The organism is Gulosibacter macacae (assembly GCF_003865375.1).
Lineage (GTDB): Bacteria > Actinomycetota > Actinomycetes > Actinomycetales > Microbacteriaceae > Gulosibacter > Gulosibacter macacae.
Genome location: NZ_RQVS01000002.1, coordinates 184581 through 203468 on the forward strand (window position 1 = coordinate 184581; position 18888 = coordinate 203468).

General features: G+C 65.1%; 15 protein-coding genes. 8 read left to right on the top strand and 7 right to left on the bottom strand.

Annotated features, from left to right (window positions below; all coding sequences use genetic code 11):
- Positions 1-17: 17 nt before the first annotated feature.
- Positions 18-887, bottom strand: coding sequence for an RDD family protein (locus EG850_RS02355; protein WP_185714913.1), 870 nt, complete (start codon positions 885-887; stop codon positions 18-20).
- Positions 888-903: 16 nt separating this feature from the next.
- On the opposite strand from EG850_RS02355, the gene EG850_RS02360 reads away from it, so the two are divergent.
- Positions 904-1899: a stage II sporulation protein M gene (locus tag EG850_RS02360; protein WP_124969460.1), complete on the top strand. Its 996-nt coding sequence runs from the start codon at positions 904-906 to the stop codon at positions 1897-1899.
- A 142-nt stretch (positions 1900-2041) separates the two neighbouring features.
- Here the strand turns inward: EG850_RS02360 and EG850_RS02365 are convergent, their stop codons facing one another.
- From EG850_RS02365 to EG850_RS02385, 5 genes are read right to left on the bottom strand one after another with little or no spacing between them, the layout of a single operon-like run.
- Positions 2042-3373 (bottom strand): DUF58 domain-containing protein, encoded by a 1332-nt coding sequence (locus tag EG850_RS02365; protein ID WP_124969462.1) that lies wholly within the window; start codon positions 3371-3373, stop codon positions 2042-2044.
- A gap of 1 nt (position 3374) precedes the next feature.
- Positions 3375-4328: an AAA family ATPase gene (locus EG850_RS02370; RefSeq protein WP_124969464.1), complete on the bottom strand. Its 954-nt coding sequence runs from the start codon at positions 4326-4328 to the stop codon at positions 3375-3377.
- Complete coding sequence (locus EG850_RS02375) at positions 4325-5593, bottom strand: DUF4350 domain-containing protein (protein ID WP_124969466.1); 1269 nt, start codon at positions 5591-5593, stop codon at positions 4325-4327. The genes EG850_RS02370 and EG850_RS02375 overlap by 4 nt, the downstream gene beginning before the upstream one ends.
- Positions 5590-6285: a DUF4129 domain-containing protein gene (locus tag EG850_RS02380; protein WP_124969468.1), complete on the bottom strand. Its 696-nt coding sequence runs from the start codon at positions 6283-6285 to the stop codon at positions 5590-5592. Before EG850_RS02380 ends, EG850_RS02375 begins: the two co-directional genes overlap by 4 nt.
- Positions 6264-7850, bottom strand: a complete 1587-nt coding sequence (locus EG850_RS02385; RefSeq protein WP_185714914.1) for a glycerophosphoryl diester phosphodiesterase membrane domain-containing protein — start codon at positions 7848-7850, stop codon at positions 6264-6266. Before EG850_RS02385 ends, EG850_RS02380 begins: the two co-directional genes overlap by 22 nt.
- Before the next feature lie 126 nt (positions 7851-7976).
- On the opposite strand from EG850_RS02385, the gene mtrA reads away from it, so the two are divergent.
- From mtrA to hpf, 5 genes are all read left to right on the top strand, one after another.
- Positions 7977-8660, top strand: coding sequence for an MtrAB system response regulator MtrA (gene mtrA / locus EG850_RS02390; RefSeq protein ID WP_124969472.1), 684 nt, complete (start codon positions 7977-7979; stop codon positions 8658-8660).
- The gene (mtrB, locus tag EG850_RS02395) at positions 8657-10702 is read left to right on the top strand and encodes an MtrAB system histidine kinase MtrB (RefSeq protein ID WP_235829178.1); all 2046 of its coding nucleotides are present in this window, start codon (positions 8657-8659) and stop codon (positions 10700-10702) included. The genes mtrA and mtrB overlap by 4 nt, the downstream gene beginning before the upstream one ends.
- Positions 10699-12390: an LpqB family beta-propeller domain-containing protein gene (locus EG850_RS02400; RefSeq protein WP_124969474.1), complete on the top strand. Its 1692-nt coding sequence runs from the start codon at positions 10699-10701 to the stop codon at positions 12388-12390. The genes mtrB and EG850_RS02400 overlap by 4 nt, the downstream gene beginning before the upstream one ends.
- Positions 12391-12523: 133 nt before the next feature.
- Positions 12524-13096: a ComF family protein gene (locus EG850_RS02405; RefSeq protein ID WP_185714915.1), complete on the top strand. Its 573-nt coding sequence runs from the start codon at positions 12524-12526 to the stop codon at positions 13094-13096.
- A gap of 143 nt (positions 13097-13239) precedes the next feature.
- The gene (hpf, locus tag EG850_RS02410; RefSeq protein WP_124969478.1) at positions 13240-13917 is read left to right on the top strand and encodes a ribosome hibernation-promoting factor, HPF/YfiA family; all 678 of its coding nucleotides are present in this window, start codon (positions 13240-13242) and stop codon (positions 13915-13917) included.
- Positions 13918-14025: 108 nt separating this feature from the next.
- Here hpf and EG850_RS02415 read toward each other — a convergent pair whose 3' ends face one another.
- A complete protein-coding gene (locus tag EG850_RS02415; RefSeq protein ID WP_124969480.1) occupies positions 14026-14970 on the bottom strand; it encodes an NAD-dependent epimerase/dehydratase family protein in 945 nt (314 codons plus the stop codon).
- Positions 14971-15107: 137 nt separating this feature from the next.
- On the opposite strand from EG850_RS02415, the gene EG850_RS02420 reads away from it, so the two are divergent.
- Positions 15108-15803, top strand: coding sequence for a TetR/AcrR family transcriptional regulator (locus EG850_RS02420; RefSeq protein ID WP_185714916.1), 696 nt, complete (start codon positions 15108-15110; stop codon positions 15801-15803).
- A gap of 86 nt (positions 15804-15889) precedes the next feature.
- Positions 15890-18886: a preprotein translocase subunit SecA gene (gene secA, locus EG850_RS02425; RefSeq protein ID WP_124969484.1), complete on the top strand. Its 2997-nt coding sequence runs from the start codon at positions 15890-15892 to the stop codon at positions 18884-18886.
- Positions 18887-18888 lie beyond the last annotated feature (2 nt).

The following is an 18888-nucleotide window of genomic DNA, read 5'->3' on the forward strand; positions in this document are numbered from 1 at the left end:
GCTAGCTGCGGCTGTAACTAGCCGCGATTCGGGAAACCGTGCGGCGAGCGCTCGAAGCTCTCGGCCACCGGCTGCAGGCGGCGTGCCCGAGCCTGCATCCCCCGCCACTCACGGTCGCGGCGCACGACTGACACCGCGAGCAAGAATGTCTCGGCATCGACATCGGGAATCGGATGCACATAGGGCTTCGCCTCGCGCGCAAGCGTGCCGGCAAGCCGCTGCCGCGAAGCCGGGTCGAGCCGGTCGGCCTGGCGAAAGAAGTCGCGGATGCGACGCGAGAGTCGGTCGGGCAGCTTCGACACGTCGACGAGTTGCTCCCACTGCGCGAGTTGCGGCGGCATCTGCAACACGAGCGGCACGGCCTTCGGCGGACGCTCCAATTGCGCGTAGGTGCCGGCAAGAAGATCGCCCACGCGCTGGGAACGGCGGGTGAGCATCCCAGTGACCGCGGCAATGGCACCGCTCGTGAGATAGAACTCGGCTGCCCCGAGGAGTCCGCGCACGAGCGAGTGGCGGAAGGTGATCGCGCCGCCGTCGAGGCGAACAATGCGCAAACCGAAAATGAGCTTGCCGACCGAGCGGCCGTGGGTGAGCACCTCGACGGTGATCGGTACGGCCACGAACCAGAGCACCGCCCAGACGGTGATGAGCGTGAACACCCAAGCGGTCTCAAACTGGGCGCCTGTGTTGCGAATCCACGACTCGATGAGCGTCACGAGGCCGATGATCGAGAGCACATAACAGATGAGCACGAGGCCCACATCGATGATGGCGCTTCCGGCGCGCAGGAGGAATCCGGCTGGCGGCACCCCGAGCGCGACTCCTTCGCCGATGACGATCTCGTCGTCGGCGAGTTGGAGCGTTCGGCTGGTCGTCGAAGTCACCATGCCATGATTGCACCACATGGATATCGACGCCTATGGAGCTGCCAGGCGCAGCGAATGGGACCGGCTCGCGACGCTAGGACGCGCCCGGTCGCTCAGCGGTGCCGAAGCGGATGAACTCATCGGCCGGTATCAGAGCGGCGCGACCGATCTTTCGGCGCTGCGCACCACCTACGGCGAAACGGTCGAGACTTCGGCGCTGTCGATCGCGCTCTCGCGGGCGCGGATGCGGTTCACGCTCGCGAAGCGGAATCCGCTCGTGCTGCTGCGCGAGTTCTTCGTCGAGCAACTGCCTTCGGCGCTCTATCAAGTGCGCTGGTGGACGCTCGCGGCGGCCGTGTTCACGATCGCCGTCGCAGCGCTCTCGTATTTCTGGCACATGCTCAACCCCGAAGTGCTCTCGTACTACGGCACCGAAGCGGGCCTCAAACAGTACGCCGAAGAAGACTTCATCAACTACTACTCCGAGTACTCAGAGTCGGCATTCGCGGCGCGGGTGTTCACGAATAACGCCTGGATCGCCGCGCAATCGCTCGCCTTCGGCTTCACTGGCTTGTGGCCGATCATGATGCTCGTGCAGAACGCGATGGGCCTTGGCATGTCGGCAGCCGTGCTTGCTTCGTTCGGTCACCTGGATGCGTTCTTCCTCTGGATTGCGCCGCACGGCCTGCTTGAGTTGACGATGATTTTTGTGGCGGCTGGTGCCGGGTTTGCGGTGTTCTGGGCGCTCATTGTGCCGGGGCCAAGGCCCCGCATTGAAGGTGTGGGTCGGGCCGGTCGTACGCTCATCGTGGTCGCTGTGGGCACCTCGATCTTCCTGTTTATCTCGGGGCTCGTTGAGGGCTTTGTGACCCGGCAAGACTGGCCCTGGGCGGTGAAGATCGGCATTGGCGCGATTGCGCTCGCCTCGTATCTTGCGTACTCGCTCGTGCTCGGGCGGCGTGCCTATCGCGCCGGTCACAGCGGCGACGTGTCGACGATGGATGCGGGCTACACGAACGTACACGCCGACTAGCTATATGGGAACCGAAGGGTAGCCGGAGCGAAGCAGGATTTCGATACGGCCTTGGGCCTACTCAATCAACCAATGCGGCCTTCGGCCTACTCAATTAACCAATACGGCCGAGCCCTACTCAATCAACCAATACGGCCGAGCCCTACAGGCGCCCGGCTCGCTTGAGTTCGAGGTAGCGGTCAGCGACGCGCGGTGGCAGCTCGAGCGGCGGCGCGCTGATCGCATCCGCCCCGAAGCGGGTCAGCGCACGCCGCACCCGCGAGGCATCGAGTAGCGATCGTTCGGCCGCAGCCGCGCGGTACACCGCATCCCGATCGTCGAGCTCGGTCGTCGCGCGCACCGCATCCGGGTCGGCGACCGACGCGACCATGACGAGGTGATGACGCGTCAACTCAGGCAATGACTCCAAAAGTGCTCGCGAGGCCCCACCGTGGTCGGCCGTCGTCAGTAGCACCACCAGCGCCCGATGCGTCGTGATGCCGCGCACGAGCCCGGGCACCGCCGACCAATCGGTTTCAATGAGCTCGGGCTCGACATTCGCCATGCCATCGACGATCTTCGACAGCAACGCCGGTCCGGTCGCGCCCTGCACCCGCGCGCGCACGCGGCGGTCGTAGGCAATGAGATCGACGCGGTCGCCCGCACGCGTGGCCAACGCCGCGAGCAACAACGCTGACTCAATCGCGGTATCGAGGCGCGTCTCGTCATCGATGCGCGCCGCGGCAGTGCGGCCGGTATCGATGAGAATGATCACCCGACGGTCACGCTCGGGCCGCCAAGTGCGCACGACCAGCCCGGTCTTCCCGGCCGCGTTCTCACCTATGCGTCGAGCGGTCGCCCGCCAGTCAATCGAACGCACATCATCGCCGCGCACATAGTCACGCAGCGAGTCGAACTCGGTGCCCTGGCCACGCACCTGCAGGGTCGTGGCCCCATCCAGCTCGCGCAGGCGCGCCACTCGCGACGGCAGGTGCCGACGTGAATTGAACGGCGGCAGGATGCGTACCCGCCCGGGCGAGCGCAGCGTCGCCTGCCGAGCGACCAAACGCAGCGGACCCCAAGAACGCACGACGACCATTTCGCTGCGGCGATCACCGCGGCGCCAGGGGCGGAGTGTCCGCTGCACGGCCCGTCGTTCACCTGCCGGGATGCGCACGGTTTCACGCATCCGTCCCGAACCTGCCGACGGCTCCCACGCATCCCGCACGACGCCGTTGAGCGTGCGGGTGCCGAGGTTCGTGAGCAGCAGCGTGGATGCGACGGGCTCGCCGAGGCGCACCCGGTCGGGCAACTCGCGCTCTACCGACAGCAGGCGGGGCGCGGCGGCGAGCGCAAAGTCGATGAGGCCGATGATGAGCCAGATCGCGATGACAACGCCGAGCGTCGTGAACGCGCTCGCCGGATCAGTGCCGAAGAAAATCACCGGCACGAGTCCAACGAGCAAGAGCCCGACGTAATACCCGCTGATTGCCACGCTAGATCGGCACCTGCACCTGTTGCATGATCGACCGCAGAATCGAGTCGGCCGAGACACCTTCAAGCTCAGCTTCGGGCTCGAGCACGAGTCGGTGGCGCCACACCGGCAGCATCATGCGCTGCACGTGGTCGGGGGTCACCGCGTTGAAGCCGTAGAGGTAGGCGAGTGCCTTCGCCGAACGAAGTAGCGCCGTCGCGCCACGCGGCGAGACGCCGGTGCGCACCGAGGGTGACTGCCTGGTCGCGCGGGCGAGGTCGACGATGTAGGCGAGCACATCGGCCGAGATACCAATGGCCTGGGCGGCTTCGGCGGCCTTGGCGATGCCCGCGCGGTCAAGCACCCGCTGCACGCCGGCGGCTTCGAGATCGCGCGGATTGAAGCCGCTTGCATGGCGACGGAGCACTTCGAACTCGGCATCGCGCGGCGGCAGATCAAGGATGAGCTTCATGAGGAAGCGGTCAAGCTGCGCCTCGGGGAGGGTGTAGGTGCCCTCGTACTCGATTGGGTTCATGGTGGCGGCCACCATGAACGGTTCGGGCAACTTGCGGGTGACGCCATCGGCCGACACCTGGCGCTCTTCCATCGCTTCGAGGAGCGATGATTGCGTCTTCGGCGGCGTGCGGTTGATCTCATCGGCGAGGAGCAGGTTCGTGAACACCGGACCCTCGCGGAACTCGAACTCGCCCGAGCGGTTGTCGTAGACGAGCGAGCCGGTGACATCACCCGGCATGAGGTCGGGGGTGAACTGCACACGCTTCGTCTCGAGGTCGAGGGCGTGGCTCAGGGTGCGCACGAGCAAAGTCTTGGCCGTGCCGGGCACGCCTTCAAGCAGCACGTGACCACCCGCGAGCAGGGCGATGACGAGCCCCTCGACGGCTTCATCCTGGCCGACGACGGCCTTGCCGACTTCGGCACGTACGCGGGCGAGTTGGCTGCGAATTTCGTCGCTCATGCTCTGTTCCTTGGGTCGGTGTCGTTGGACTTGGGTTGGTGTTCGCAGCCGAGTGCGGCGCGCACGCGGCGCTCGATCTCGGCGCAGGCGTTGGCGAGGTCGACCATATTTGTATCGTTGCCGGGATCGCCGCCAACGAGCGCCTGGTGCGCATGCTCCCGCGGAACGCGCGCGGCACCCGCCGCCGCATCGGCAACAGTCTGCGCGCTGGCATCGCGTCCGAGGCCGAGGAGTTCGGCCAGGCGCGTCACGGTGCCGATGCGGATGGCATCGAGGGCGCGCAGGCGGGAGTCGCTGTGGTCGTAGAGGCGGGCGCGGCCCACAAGCGTTTCACTCGCGGGTACGGCGACGGGGAGCCGCTCCGAGACGAGCGGGCCGAAGCGGCGTCCGCGCCACACGGTGGCGGCGAGGCCGGCGAGGAGGAGCAAGAGTGTCGCCGGCAGCAGCCACTGCGGAATATACGAACCGAATGTCGGGCCACTACTCGCGAGGTCATCCATCCCCGGCTCGTACCAAACGAACTGCTCGTGGGCACCGAGCAGACCGATCGCCGCGGCGGCATTGGCGTTATCGGCAATCTCACCGTTCGCGAGGAAGCCCGGCTGGGCAATGACGACGACTTCAGTGGTGCCGGTCGCGTCCATCACGACCGCATAGCCGTCGCGCACCTGCCAACAGCCGACCGCATCCCCAACGGGCGCATATTCGGCGCCGCCGAGATCGCTCAGGGTCGGCGCATTCGTTGCGAGCGATGCTCGACACTCGTCGCCGACCGCATGCGTAGCCGGTTCTTCGGGAGGCGCGGTGTAGCCGACCACGGTGGCGACATCGGCAACTGCCGTGCGCGACGCCTGGCTTGACGGGATGACGATGAGGCGATCAACACCGAGGGCGCGTAATTCGTCCCACTGCCAATCCTGAAGAATCGCGCCGCGGTCGTAGACGAGCACGGTGGTCGATTCACCCACGGTGCCATTGAGCGTCTCGAGCGAGTCAGCTCGTTCCACGTCGACACCGTGGCTCTCGAGCGTGCGCACAATGGCGAGCGCGCCGTTGGGGGCGGCCGAGTCGGGGTCGAGATCCCTGCCCGAATTCATCCGGTTAGATCCCAGCGCGAGCACCGTGATCGCGGTCACAATGAGCACGCCAAGCGTGATGAAGATCCACTTGCGCTGGCGTCGCCACCACTCGCCGAGCGTTGGCGTGAGTGATTCTGTCGGCGACGCCTGCGTGGTCGCCGGTGCCGGAGCAGTGTCGAGCGTCACGTGGCCGCTCCGACCGGGATGCGCGTGGGCTTCGTGCGCTCGAGTCGCTCATCGAGCGCGGTAAGGCGCTCGTAGCGCTCGCGGGAGCCGCTCGCCCCGAGATAGCGCACGGCATCGAAGGCGTTCGCGCCCTCATGCAATTCGGCGCGCTCGTCGGGGAAGGCGCGCTCGGCATCGCGCGCGACCCCCTGGGCGGTCGTGCCGGGACGCAACGCAATGAGCGTGCGGTCGGTGAGCGCGCGGCTCAGGGCGCGGAAGCGCTCGGTCGTGGCGAGGGCCCAGTCGCCGGCGTCGGCAGCGGCACGTGCGGCGGTGCGAAGTTCAGCGGATGAACGGTCATCGTCGTCGAGAAACACCGAGCCGGGTGCCTGGCCGCGGCGGGCGAGCGCACGCGGGCGACCGAAGAACACGAGCGCGAGGATCGCCCCGATTACCAGGATGAGGATGATGAGCAAAAGCGGGTTGAACGTGAAGGGGGAGTCGGGTGATGCCGAGAGCATGTCGAGCACCCACTCCCAGATGCTGTTGAAGAACTCGTCGATTGGGCTGGGGCGAGCTTGCGCGTACTCGGGCTTGCTGAGCTCCTGCAATACCCAATCGCGCCCCGTCGGCTCGTCGGGTTCGAGCGGCGGAGCGGCGGCGAGGGCCGTGAGGAGCTGCGGCGGAACGATCACTGCGGCGGCTGATTCCATGCGTTGGGCGGTGTCGCCGGGGGTTGTTGCGGCGATTGCGGCTGCTGCGGTGATTGCGCATGGCCCGGCTGTTGTTGCCACGCATCCGCTTGCTGCGGCGCCTGGCCCCAGGCTTGCTGCTGCGCCCACGGATCTTGCTGCTGGCCTGCCCACGACTCCTGCGGCGGCGGTTGCCAGGCCGGAGGTTGCTGGGCCACGGTCGGGCCAAGATCGGCAGCCGTCCACGGGTCTTCAGCCGGTTCGCGACCCTCGGCAAGCTCGTCGACGGCTTGCTGCAGGTGAATATTGAGACCCTCTTTACGCATCCGCAGATCGGTATACATCACCACGGCATTGCCGGCGATGAGCACTACGGTGAGCGTCGAGATGATCACGCTCACCACCATCGACAGCAGCATGAGGATGATGAGCACCGTGATGATCGCACCCTCTTGACCCTCAGCGATGCCGCCGGTCGGCGCCATGATCGGGATGATGATGCCCATCACGAAGCCGATACCGCCCGAGACCACCTGGCCGACCGTGCCGACGATGGCCTGCAGTAGCAGGCTGATGCCGAGCGTGCGCCAGAAGTAGCCCTGCGAGAGCTGCCAGGAACGACGAATCGCCTTGATCGGGCCAAGGCCTTCCAGCACGATCGCCGAGGGTACGAAGAGCAGGCGCACCGAGAGCCAGGCGCTCACCACTAAGAGTCCGATGAAAATCAGGATGGCGATGACAACGATCAAGGCGATGAGGCCTTGATTGTCTCGAGCCAACCAGGCGAGCCACGCGGTGAGTCCGAACACGATGCCAAATGCGAGGAGTGCCGCCGCGCCGACTAAGAAGAAATAGCCAAGGATCGGCCATGCATGCCTCAGGGCGCGCTTCCAGGCTTCGCCGAAACCGACCGTGCGCGTGACGGTGGCCGCAGCGACGACCTGCGCAATGATCGATTGCAGCAGCCCCGAACCATACGCCGAGGCGAGCAAGCCCGGAATCATCGAGAGCATCAACCAGATGCCGAAGCTGCCCATGAACACGGTGTCATCACCGGCATCGGCTGAGACCAACCGTGAGTAGTTCCACATCACCATGAGGATGGGGAGGCCCGCCGTGATGAGTGTGGTGAGCCCGGTGATGAGTACCGCCGAACCAATCGTGACGCCCGGCGTCACGCGGAGCAGGCGGAAGGTGCCGCTGAAGATCTCGCCGAAGGTGAGCGGGCGAAGGGGAATCAGCCCCGACTTAGGTGCGGGCGCCCAGCCAGCGGCAGTGGGCGCGGCCGAAGCGCCGGTGTCCCAGCTCGCCGCGCCATAGGGGTTCTGCACGGGCGAGCCGTAGTCGTAGCCGGGCTGCGCTCCATATTGAGGATGCTGTTGGTACCCGTTCGGGGCGCCGTCGCTCGACTGCGGGTAGCCGTAGTGCTCATAGCCGGTCTGCCCGTAGCCAGACTGCGCCGCATCCCAACTTTGGGATGCCGGCGAAGCTGATTCCGCGGGCGCACCCGCATACGGGCTCGCACCCTCGGCACCCGTCATGGATGCATCCGGACGGTCGGGCTCGTAGGCATTCGAAGTTGTCACGCGTTTCATCGTGTCACAGGCCGATTGCCGGGCACTCAGCAATCCGCAAGTGCTGATCACAAGGGGGTAACCTGGTGACGGCCGCGGCCGTGCGGCGAAAGACTCGAGAAGTGAGATGGAGGGCGCATGTCGGAGCGCATCCTGGTAGTCGATGACGACACGCCACTGGCCGAGATGATCGGCATCGTGCTTGAGTCAGAGGGGTATCAGGCCGAGTTCTGCTCCGATGGGGCGTTGGCGCTTCCGCGCTTCCGCGAAGTGCAGCCCGACCTCGTACTGCTCGACGTCATGCTCCCGGGCATGGACGGCATCCAGATCTGCGAGCTCATTCGCGCCGAGTCGGGTGTGCCGATCATCATGCTCACTGCGAAGTCCGACACCACCGATGTCGTGCGCGGTCTCGAAGCTGGTGCTGACGACTACATCGTTAAGCCCTTCAACCCGAAGGAGCTCGTCGCACGCATCAAGACGCGCCTGCGTAGCTCGGTGAGTGAGCCGACCGAACTCATTCGCGTTGGCGACATCACGATGAACGTGCCAGCCCACGAGGTGCTCCGCGATGGTCAGCCCATCAACCTCACGCCGCTTGAGTTTGACCTGCTGCTTACGCTCGCCTCGAAGCCGCAGAAGGTGTTCACCCGCGAAGAACTTCTCGAGCAGGTGTGGGGATACCAGTACAAGGCCGATACGCGCCTCGTGAATGTGCACGTGCAGCGGTTGCGCTCGAAGATTGAGCACGACCCTGACCAGCCGAAGATCGTGACCACCGTTCGCGGCGTCGGGTACCGAGCAGGGCACACACCGGCGTGAGTTCATCGTCGACCGAGCTGGTCCGGGTAGAGCTGCCGGCCGGCCCGGGCGCGCACGACGACAGTCTGCGGTTCGATGACCGACCGACTTCAAATTGGTGGAACCCGGCGGGTTTCATTGCGAACGTCAGGTTTCTCTGGCGCACCTCGCTACCGTTTCGCACCACCATCCTCGCGGTCGCGCTGACCACGCTCACTGTGGTGATCGTGGCGATCGTGATGGGGCAAGCGATCGCCCGAGACCTCTTTACCTCGCGCACGAACGAGATTCTTGCTGAGAGCAACCGCGCCGCCGCCGTCGTGCGCGCCACGCTCGAAATCGGCGCCGAAAGTGACGAGGTGGTGCTCGCCTCCCTGCGCCAACAGGCACTTGCTGCGGGTGCCGAACAGGCCGCGAACTCAGTCGGCTACGCCTTCTACCGGGTGCCGAGCAGTGGCGGCCGCGTGGTCTTGCAAGACATCGCGTCGGAACTCGTGCATCCGGGGCTCGTGAGCGAGCAGATGCGCCAGGCCGTGCGCGAAGACCCGGGTGGTCAGCACTATCAATCGGTCGAAATCACGCTCAATAGCGGACTCAAGGTGCCGGGTGTCATCGTCGGGACGGCGATTTCGGTGCCGACGGCAGGGCTTCACGAGTACTACCTCGCTTATTCGCTTGAGGGTTCGCAACAGACGCTCGAGTTCGTGCAGCGCACGCTCGCGGTCTCGATGGCAATTCTCGTTTTGCTCGTCGCGGTGATCGTCGGCATCATCATGCGCGCCGTGATTCGACCCATCCGTGTTGCTGCAAAGGCGAGTCGCAAGCTCGCCGCCGGGCACCTCGAAGAGCGCGTGCCCGAGCGCGGCGATGACGATATCGGAACGCTCGCGCGCTCATTCAACATCATGGCCGACAGCTTGCAGCAGCAGATTCAGCAGCTCGAGAATCTCTCGCAGGTGCAGCAGCGATTCGTGTCGGATGTGTCGCATGAGTTGCGCACACCGCTCACGACGATTCGCCTCGCTGGTGGCATCGTGTATGCCCGGCGCGATGAGTTTGATCCGACCGTGGCGCGCTCGGCAGAGCTGTTGCAAAACCAGATCGAGCGCTTTGAGATGCTGCTCAATGATCTGCTCGAAATCAGTCGCTATGACGCCGGTGCGGTCGAATTGTTGCGCCGCCCGAACAGCCTCGTGGCGATTGCCGATGACGTCATCGGTTCGATGACGCAGGTGGCATTGGATGCGGGGGAGGAGCTCATCTTCCGGGCACCCGGTGGCCACGTTGAGGCGGAGTTCGATGACCGTCGCGTCACCCGAATCGTGCGGAACCTCGTGGCCAATGCAATCGAGCACGGTGAGGGCAAGCCCATCGTGATCTCGGTCGACTCGAATGCCACCGCGGTCGCGCTGAGCGTGCGGGACTACGGCATTGGTATGACCGAAGACCAGGTGGCGCACGTGTTTTCGCGTTTCTGGCGTGCCGACCCCTCGCGCAAGCGCACGATGGGTGGTTCGGGATTGGGCCTCGCGATCTCGATGGAAGACGCGCAATTGCACGATGGCCGCCTCGAAGTGTGGTCGGCGCCGGCGCTTGGCACGAACTTCAGGCTCACCCTGCCGCGCGAAATTGGCGAGCCCATTGTCACCTCGCCGCTGCCGCTCATGCCCGAGGATGCCGGCGCCGAAAACTACCAGCGTAGCCGTGACGATATCGCGTCGATCGGTTTCAGTGACGTCAGCGTCGACACCCAGCCAATTACGCTGCCCGTGACTTCAGCGACGGCGCTGCCGGCGGCCTCCGCGACGACCTCGCCGGTACCGCAGGTGTCGGAACCCGCGGCGACGACGGTCTCGATCCCCATCCCGGTGGCGCTCATTGCCGAAGCGGCCGATGGCACCGACGCTGATGGCACCGATACGGATGCATCCCGTGCCGACGACGAGATCGATGAACTCGACATGGTCTACGACCTTGAAGATCTCGATTGCCCCGATGAGCCGAGCACGCGCGAGGAGCCTGAGCCGTTCGAGGAGCCTGGTCAGTTCGAGGAGGAGAAGTGAACCGATTCCGACGCGGCGCCGCGGCGCTCCTCGCCTTTACCGTGACGCTTGCACTCGCAGCTTGCGCCGCCATTCCCACTTCCGGTCCCGTTGAGGCGGGTCGTTCACCCGAAGAAGACCGGCAGCAGGGCATCTTCTACTACCCGGCCGGACCCCTCGATGGAGCTAGCCAGGAAGAGATCGTGCAGGGCTTCCTCGATGCCGGCACCGGCACACAGAACGACTTCGCGACCGCGCGCGAATACCTCGCCCCGCAACTTGCCTCGACCTGGGAGCCGACCGGCCGCGTCTACGTCACCGACGGCCAGGCGGCCATGCGCTCCGCCGAAAACTCCACGGTGTCGGTCTCGGTGCAGGTGAGCGCCCGCATTGACGAATCCGGCAACTACCGCGAGTCACGCCCGACGGTCGTCGAAACGGTCGACTTCCGGCTCGAGCAGATCAATGGTCAGTGGCGCATCGTTGAGGCGCCCGATGGCATCGTGCTCCCGCGGCAGCCGTTCACCGACCTGTTCAAATCGCGCTATCTCTATTTCTTTGGCACGCACATGCGGTACCTCACGCCCGATCTGCGCTGGTATCTCAACGATGCGGATGCGTCGACGGCCGCGACCCTGGGGCTACTCGACGGGCCCTCGCTGTGGCTTGCGCAGGGTGATGCCGTGCGTAGTGCGTTCCCGCCCGGGGTCGAACTCTTGCAGCCGGTGCGCGTCGAAGGTGGCATCGCCATCGTCGACTTCAACGAACAGCTCTCGACGGCAACGCCAGACAACCTCAAGCTCATTCGTTTGCAACTCGAGAAGACACTCCTCCCGATCGTCGACGCGACCACGGTCGAGGTGCGCATTAACGGTGCCAAGCTTGATATTGCGCTGCCGCAGGCCGGGGTCATCGTCGAGACCGCCGATGTGAACTCGTCGCCGCTCGTCTATCAAGACCAGCGCATGGGGTACCTCAGTGGCGGCCAGCTCACGGTGCCCGCGGGTGCCGAGAACGTGGCGGTCGCGATGGCCGAACACACCCTCATCCGCGGTGCGCTCTCGGCTTCGCGCCGCACGGTGACCTTCCTCACTGACGAGGGCACCTGGGCGATGCGCTTCGATGATGCCAATGCCCAGCTCGTCGACTCCCGCGAAGGGCAAATCGAGCCCGTGCTCGATAACTGGGACTACGTCTGGACCCAATCAATGACGAATCCCGGGCTCTACGTGAGCGAAGTCGGCGGCGATCGCCAGCGCACCATTCCGCTTCCGCAACCGATCGCCGATGATTTCATTTCGTTCCAGGTTTCGCGCGACGCGACCCGGCTCGCGATTCTCTACAAGAGCGGCGACCGAGTGCAGCTCGCGGTGACCCCGATCATCCGTGATGAAGGTACGCCGATCGCGCTTGGCGACCCAATCATCGTCGATATGCCGAGCGCTTCACCGAACGATGTCGCATGGGTTGACCCCAACACGATCGCAATGCTCGTTGACATGCCCGAGGGCACGACCGATGTGCGCATCTATCGGGTCGGCGGCGAACTCACGACCCTTGGCACGATCAAGGATGCAGTGCAGGTCGCGGGCTCGAACACCCTTGCCGGGATGCGCATCGTCGACAAGCAGGGCACGCTCTATGCGCCGCGCGGCACCGGCTGGCGATCGAGCGATTCGGTGGTCACCTTCCTCTTCGCCCAGGTCTAGTCGCGTGCCCAGAGTGCTCGACGCGATTCGGGATGCGCTCGCGACACTCTTTCCGGTGCGGTGCGCTGGGTGCGGGCGCGCCGACCGGGGCGTCTGCGCCGAGTGCCGGCGGGCGCTCCAAGGGCTCGGTGCGATGGTCACTCCACTCACACCCTCGGATGCACTGCCGCTCGCGACCGCTGCCGAGTACGACACACGGATGCAGCAGCTCATCGATTCCTTCAAGGAACGCGGCCGCGCCGACGTCGCGAGCGTGCTTGGCCCACTGCTCCGGAAATCCATCGCCGCCGTCGTGCAGAGTGCAGCAACCGACAGTGCGGGCGCGGCGGGTGACCTGACCGCCGGCTCAATTGCGCTCATCCCGGTGCCCTCGAGCCGATCGGCACGAGCGCGACGTGGCTATGAGCACGTGCCGCTCTTGCTCGAGCGTGCCATGCCGGATGCGCGGCCAGTGCGCGCGCTGACGCATGCTCGCCGCATCCGAGATCAGGCGGGGCTCGGGGTGAGCGCGAGGGAAGAGAACCTTGCTGGCTCGATGCGGGCCCACGAATCATTGGATGGCGTGACCTGCATCGTGGTCGACGATGTGGTTACCACTGGCGCGACGCTCCGTGAAGCTGTGCGTGCACTGCGAGCCGTCGGGGCCGTGCCAATCGGTGCTGCGGCCATTGCGCGCGTGCCGCGGCGAATTGTCGCCCAGACATAGCACAACAAATTCGCCACGAGCACCCCGTACTTGGCGAAATCTCGGTATCCCACAGGTAACCAGGTTCTACGATGAAGGGACAGTCATTCCCAACGCGGGGAACCTGGATGCAGGCCCCCGCGCTCGCAGATCAGGAGGGTGAAATGGACGTCACCATCACCGGCCGCAACACCGAAATCCCGGACCGTTTTCGCGAATATGCGAATGAAAAGGTCACGGCGAAAGTGCAGCAGCTCTCCGGGCGGGCCCAGACGGTCGAGGTGAAACTGCGTCGCCGCACCGACCGCGCGGGAAACGTTCTGGACAAGGGCAAGGTTGAGATCACGATCTTCGGACCGTTCCCGACCATTCGAGCCGAAGCCGAAGCGGGCGACAAGTACGCTGCCTTCGACATCGCGCTCGACAAGCTGGTTGAACGCCTGCGCCGGTCGAAGGATCGCCGCAAGTCGCACCACGGCAAGAGCCTGACTGAGGCCTCTGCCGAAGAGTTCGCTGGGCTCGACATCGTGCCCGCCGACACCGGTGTGATCGATGTTGTGGCCGGTCGCGTTGACCCGAACGCTGAAGCTACTGCCGATGAGCAGTACGACGCCGAAGAGTACAACCCGATCGTGATTCGCGAGAAGGTCTTCGCCCCGAAGACCATGTCGCCCGACGAAGCCGTTGACCACATGGAACTGCTTGGTCACGACTTCTTCCTGTTCATTGAAGCGGGCACTGACCGCCCGGCCGTCGTCTACCGCCGTCGCGGGTGGGACTACGGTGTCATCGCCCTCGGCGAAGACGGAGAAGCTGAGGCCGCCGAAGAGCCGGCTGCCTAGCTCAAACGTGGGCTGAGGCTCTCCCCATTCGTGGGCTGAGGCTCTCGAAGCCCAATCGCACTCGCGCCCCCGTCCGGAATACCGGGCGGGGGCGCGGCCCGTGTGCACCTAGTGCGCGACCACGGGTTGAGGTTTGCCTGCAAGTGCCGCCACGGCCGCGGCCATCGTTTCCGCGAGCGGCGTCGAGGTTTCGTCCAGGAGCGTGCGGGCATCGCTGTCGTCGATGATGAATGGCTGCTCGAATTGATAGAGCGTGTCGCGCAGGCCACGCATCATCGGCGACCCGAGCGCAAGCGTGCGCACGAGCCATGAGGGAACCGGCCGCATCCGCGGTTCGGCAGTGCTCCCGGCCGCGCGAAGCGCGGTGGTCAAGAGCTCGCGAATCGACACCGGCGGTGCACTTGGCACATGCCAGGCGCGACCGAGCATCTGTTCATCGCGGGTCGCGCGAGCAAGCAGGCGCCCGAAGTCGTCGAGGGCGGTCCACGAATGCGGCTGATCAGGGTCGCCGAGCGGTTGGGCGACGCGGCCGGCAAGGAGTGGCACGAGCAGTCGATCACCGCCGTGGGCGCCCGGACCGGTGGTGGCACCGATGTAGTCGCTGCCGCGTACTTCGACGGCACGCACTCGGCCAGCGGAGTGGGCGGCGCGCGCCTCGCGCCAGACTTCGGCCCGGATGCGGCCGTTTTGGAACTCGGCGGCGAGTGGGTCGGTCTCCCGCATCGGCGCGCTGGGCGGGCCATAACCATAAAGGTTGCCAGCGATGACCAGGGTGGCGTTGCGGCGCTCGGCCGCGGAAATAAGTGACTGGATGGCCGGGGGCCAGTGGCTGGCCCACTTGCCATAGGGAAAGTTGCAGGCGGCAACGATCGCATCCACTGCCGGAATCTGGTGAGCGAAGCCGGGGTCCGTGACATCGAGGGCGAGCGGTGTGGCGCCAGGCAGTGCGGTGCCTGAGCGAGTGGCGACGGTGACTTCGTCGCCGCTGGCGATGAGGTGACGGGTGGTGGCGCGGCCCAGCGGGCCGGCACCAACGACGAGGATGCTTGACATCGGAACCTCCGAGACGTTGCGGCAAGGATGGAGACCGAGTGTGAACACTGTTCACGCCCGGTCTATCCAGTATCGTGAACACTGTTCACGCATGTCAAGTGCGAAGATCAAATTGGCAGTGAATGAGGGGAGTGCGCATGTCGAACGAGTCGCATGCCACGATGCGTGAGCGCATCCTGGTGGCCGCCCGTCTGGAACTCGCCTGTGTTGGCCCGGTGATGCTCTCGATGCGGGCCATCGCCCGCGAAGTCGGTGTCACAGTGGGCGCGCTCTACCGCTATTTCGCTGACCGCGATGCCGTGCTTACGGAGCTCATTGTCGAGGCCTACGAGTCGATCGGTGCGGCCGCACGGCAGGGCGTCGAGCAGGGCGGAACGCCCGGCGAGCAATGGATGCGCGGCTGGAGCGAGGTGCGCGCCTGGGCCCTCGCGCATCCGCAGGAGTTCGCGCTCGTCTACGGCACCCCAGTCATCGGCTACGCGGCCCCCGAACGCACGATCGCTGCCGCAAACCAGCTCTTTATTGCGCTGCTGTCGATCTTTGCTCGCGCGGATGCGGCGCCAGCGGCTGAGCATCCAGCACCGTCCCTGACTGCAGGGCTTGCTACCGATATTGCGCAGGCGCGTGCGTGGGCCAGTGCCGTCATCGGCGACGCGCTCGACGCGCGATTCTCGGATGCGCGCATCCTCGGCTTCTTGCGCGCCTGGACCGAACTCATTGGCGCCATCGGCTTCGAAATGCACGGACACTACGTCGGCAGTCTCGACCATGGCGACGAATTCTTCGCACACATCGTGGCCGCGCACGCCAAGGCACTCGATCTCGACAACTGAGCGCAGTGCATCCCTCGTAGCCCGCTCGTTCAGCGGCGACGAGTACCATTACACGAGTTTCCGCAACACAACGCTAGGAGTTGGCCTTGGCCTCAGTGCTCGAGAAGATGCTGCGATTTGGCGAGGGCCGGCAGGTTCGTCGCCTTGAGCGCATCGCGAAGCAGGTGAACCAGCTCGAAGAGCACTTCCTCGACCTCAGCGATGAAGAACTGCGCGATCTGACCGAAGACTTCCGGGAGCGCTACCAGGAAGAGATCGACGCAGGGAAGAAAGAGGCCGACATCCTCGACGGCATGCTGCCCGAGGCCTTCGGCGCCGTGCGCGAGGCGGCTCGTCGCACCCTTGGCCAGCGTCACTACGACGTGCAGATCATGGGTGGTGCAGCGCTTCACGGCGGCAATATCGCCGAGATGAAGACCGGTGAAGGTAAGACGCTCGTCGCGACCCTCGCCGCCTACCTCAACGCCATTCCCGGCAAGGGTGTGCACGTCGTCACCGTCAACGACTTCCTCGCGTCGTACCAGTCTGATCTCATGGGGCGCGTGTTCCGCGCGCTTGGCATGTCGACCGGGTGCATCCTTGTTGGCCAGACCCCGGCCGAGCGCCGCGAGCAGTACGCCGCCGACATCACCTACGGCACGAACAACGAGTTCGGCTTCGACTATCTGCGCGACAATATGGCCACCTCGGTTGAGGCTTGCGTGCAGCGCGGACACCACTTCGTCATCGTTGACGAGGTCGACTCGATTCTGATTGACGAGGCGCGTACGCCGCTCATCATCTCGGGCCCCGCCTCGGGAGATGTGAACCGCTGGTACACCGAGTTCGCGAAAATCGCGCGCCGCCTCAAAGAAGACCGCGACTACGAGGTCGACGAAAAGAAGCGCACCATCGGCGTGCTCGAGCCGGGTATCGATCGAGTCGAGGATGAACTCGGCATCGACAACCTTTACGAGCAGGCGAACACTCCGCTCATTTCGTTCCTCAACAACGCCATCCGTGCGAAGGCGCTGTTCGCCCGTGACAAGGAATACGTCGTGCAGAACGGCGAAGTGCTCATCGTTGATGAGCACACCGGCCGCATCCTGCCGGGTCGTCGCTACAACGAGGGTCTGCACCAGGCCATCGAGGCGAAGGAAGGGGTGGAGATCAAGGCCGAGAACCAGACGCTCGCGACCGTGACGCTCCAGAACTACTTCCTCATGTACGACAAGATCTCGGGCATGACCGGTACCGCCGAGACTGAGGCGGCCGAGTTCAACACGACGTACAAGCTCGGCGTGATCCCCATCCCGACGAACCGGCCGATGGCTCGCATCGATCAGCCCGACCTCGTCTACAAGAACGAGCGCGCGAAGTTCGACCAGGTCGTCGAAGACATCGTCGAGCGTCACGACGCCGGACAGCCGGTGCTCGTCGGTACCACCTCGGTTGAAAAGAGCGAATATCTCTCGAAGCTGCTCGCCCGCCGGGGCGTGAAGCACGAGGTGCTCAACGCGAAGAACCACGCGCGTGAGGCGGCAATCGTCGCTCAGGCTGGCCGCAAGGGTGCCGTGACCGTGGCGACGAACATGGCTGGTCGTGGTACCGACATCATGCTCGGCGGCAACGCCGAGTTCATCGCGGTGGCCGAAATGGCTGCCCTCGGACTCGACCCGGAAGAGAACTCGGAAGAGTACGAGAAGCAGTGGCCGATCGTGCTCGAGCGCATGAAGGAAGCCGTTGCTGAAGAGGCGGAAGAGGTTGCTGACCTCGGCGGTCTTTACGTGCTCGGTACCGAGCGCCACGAATCGCGCCGTATCGACAACCAGTTGCGCGGTCGTGCCGGTCGTCAGGGTGACCCTGGTGAGTCGCGCTTCTACCTCTCGATGACTGACGACCTCATGCGTCTGTTCAACACGAGTGCCGCGCGCACGCTCATGGCTTCGGACAACATCCCCGATGACATGGCGATCGAATCGAAGATCGTGTCGAACTCGATCAAGCAGGCGCAGGGCCACGTCGAATCGCGCAACGCGGAGATTCGTAAGAACGTCTTCAAGTACGACGTTGTGCTCAACGAGCAGCGCGAGTCGATCTACTCCGACCGCCGCGCGATTCTCGAGGGCGATGACCTGGCTGAAAAGGTGCGGGCGTTCATCTCGGGGGCGATCGATGACATCGTCGCGACGCACACGACCGCTGGCGCCCCCGATGACTGGGATCTCGACCAGCTTGAGACCGAGCTCAAGCAGCTCTACCCCATGTCGATCACGGTCGACGAGATCATCGAGGATGCGGGCGGGCTCGGCGCGATCACGCGCGAGCAGATCGAGGCCGAACTGCACGCTGACGCCGACCTCGCCTACGAGAAGCGGGAAGAGGTGCTTGGCGAAGAAGCCACGCGCGAACTTGAGCGCCGTGTTGTGCTCCAGGTAATCGACCGCAAGTGGCGCGATCACCTCTACGAGATGGACAGCCTCAAGGACGGCATCGGTCTGCGCGCTATGGCGCAGAAGGATCCGCTCGTCGAGTACCAGCGCGAGGGATTCGCGATGTACCAGCAGATGCTCGGTGGCATTCGCGAAGAGTCGGTCGGCTTCCTCATGCACCTCGATGTGAAGGTAACTGAGGTTGAGGCGCCCGATGGGTCAACCCAGCGCAAGATTTCGGTGCAGGCGAAGGGGCTTGACGCTCAGCCGGCGCAGCAGCTCAACTACTCGGCGGCTGACGAGCGCGGTGACGTCAAGGTCACCGATGGTCGCGGTCACGTCAACGTGGGTGCCACCCGTGCGGCAATGCGGAAGGAAATGACGCAGGGTACCGCCTCGGCACTTCGCGAAGCAGCGGCCGAGTCGGGAGATGCGGGCAGCGAAGTTGCCGGTGCTCGGCCCGCGGCCGCCGCCGCGACGAAGGCGCCGACAAAGCCGCAGCCGAAAAAGGGCAAGGCAAAGTCGGGCAACCCGGCAAAGCAGGCCGCGACGCAGGGTCGTTCGGCGGCCGATGTGGCGCGCGAACAGCGTGCCGCAACGGCTCGCAACGAGCAGCGCGGCACCTTCGGTCAGCGCACCGACGGGACTGAGCCGCGCAAGCCCAAGCACTAGCG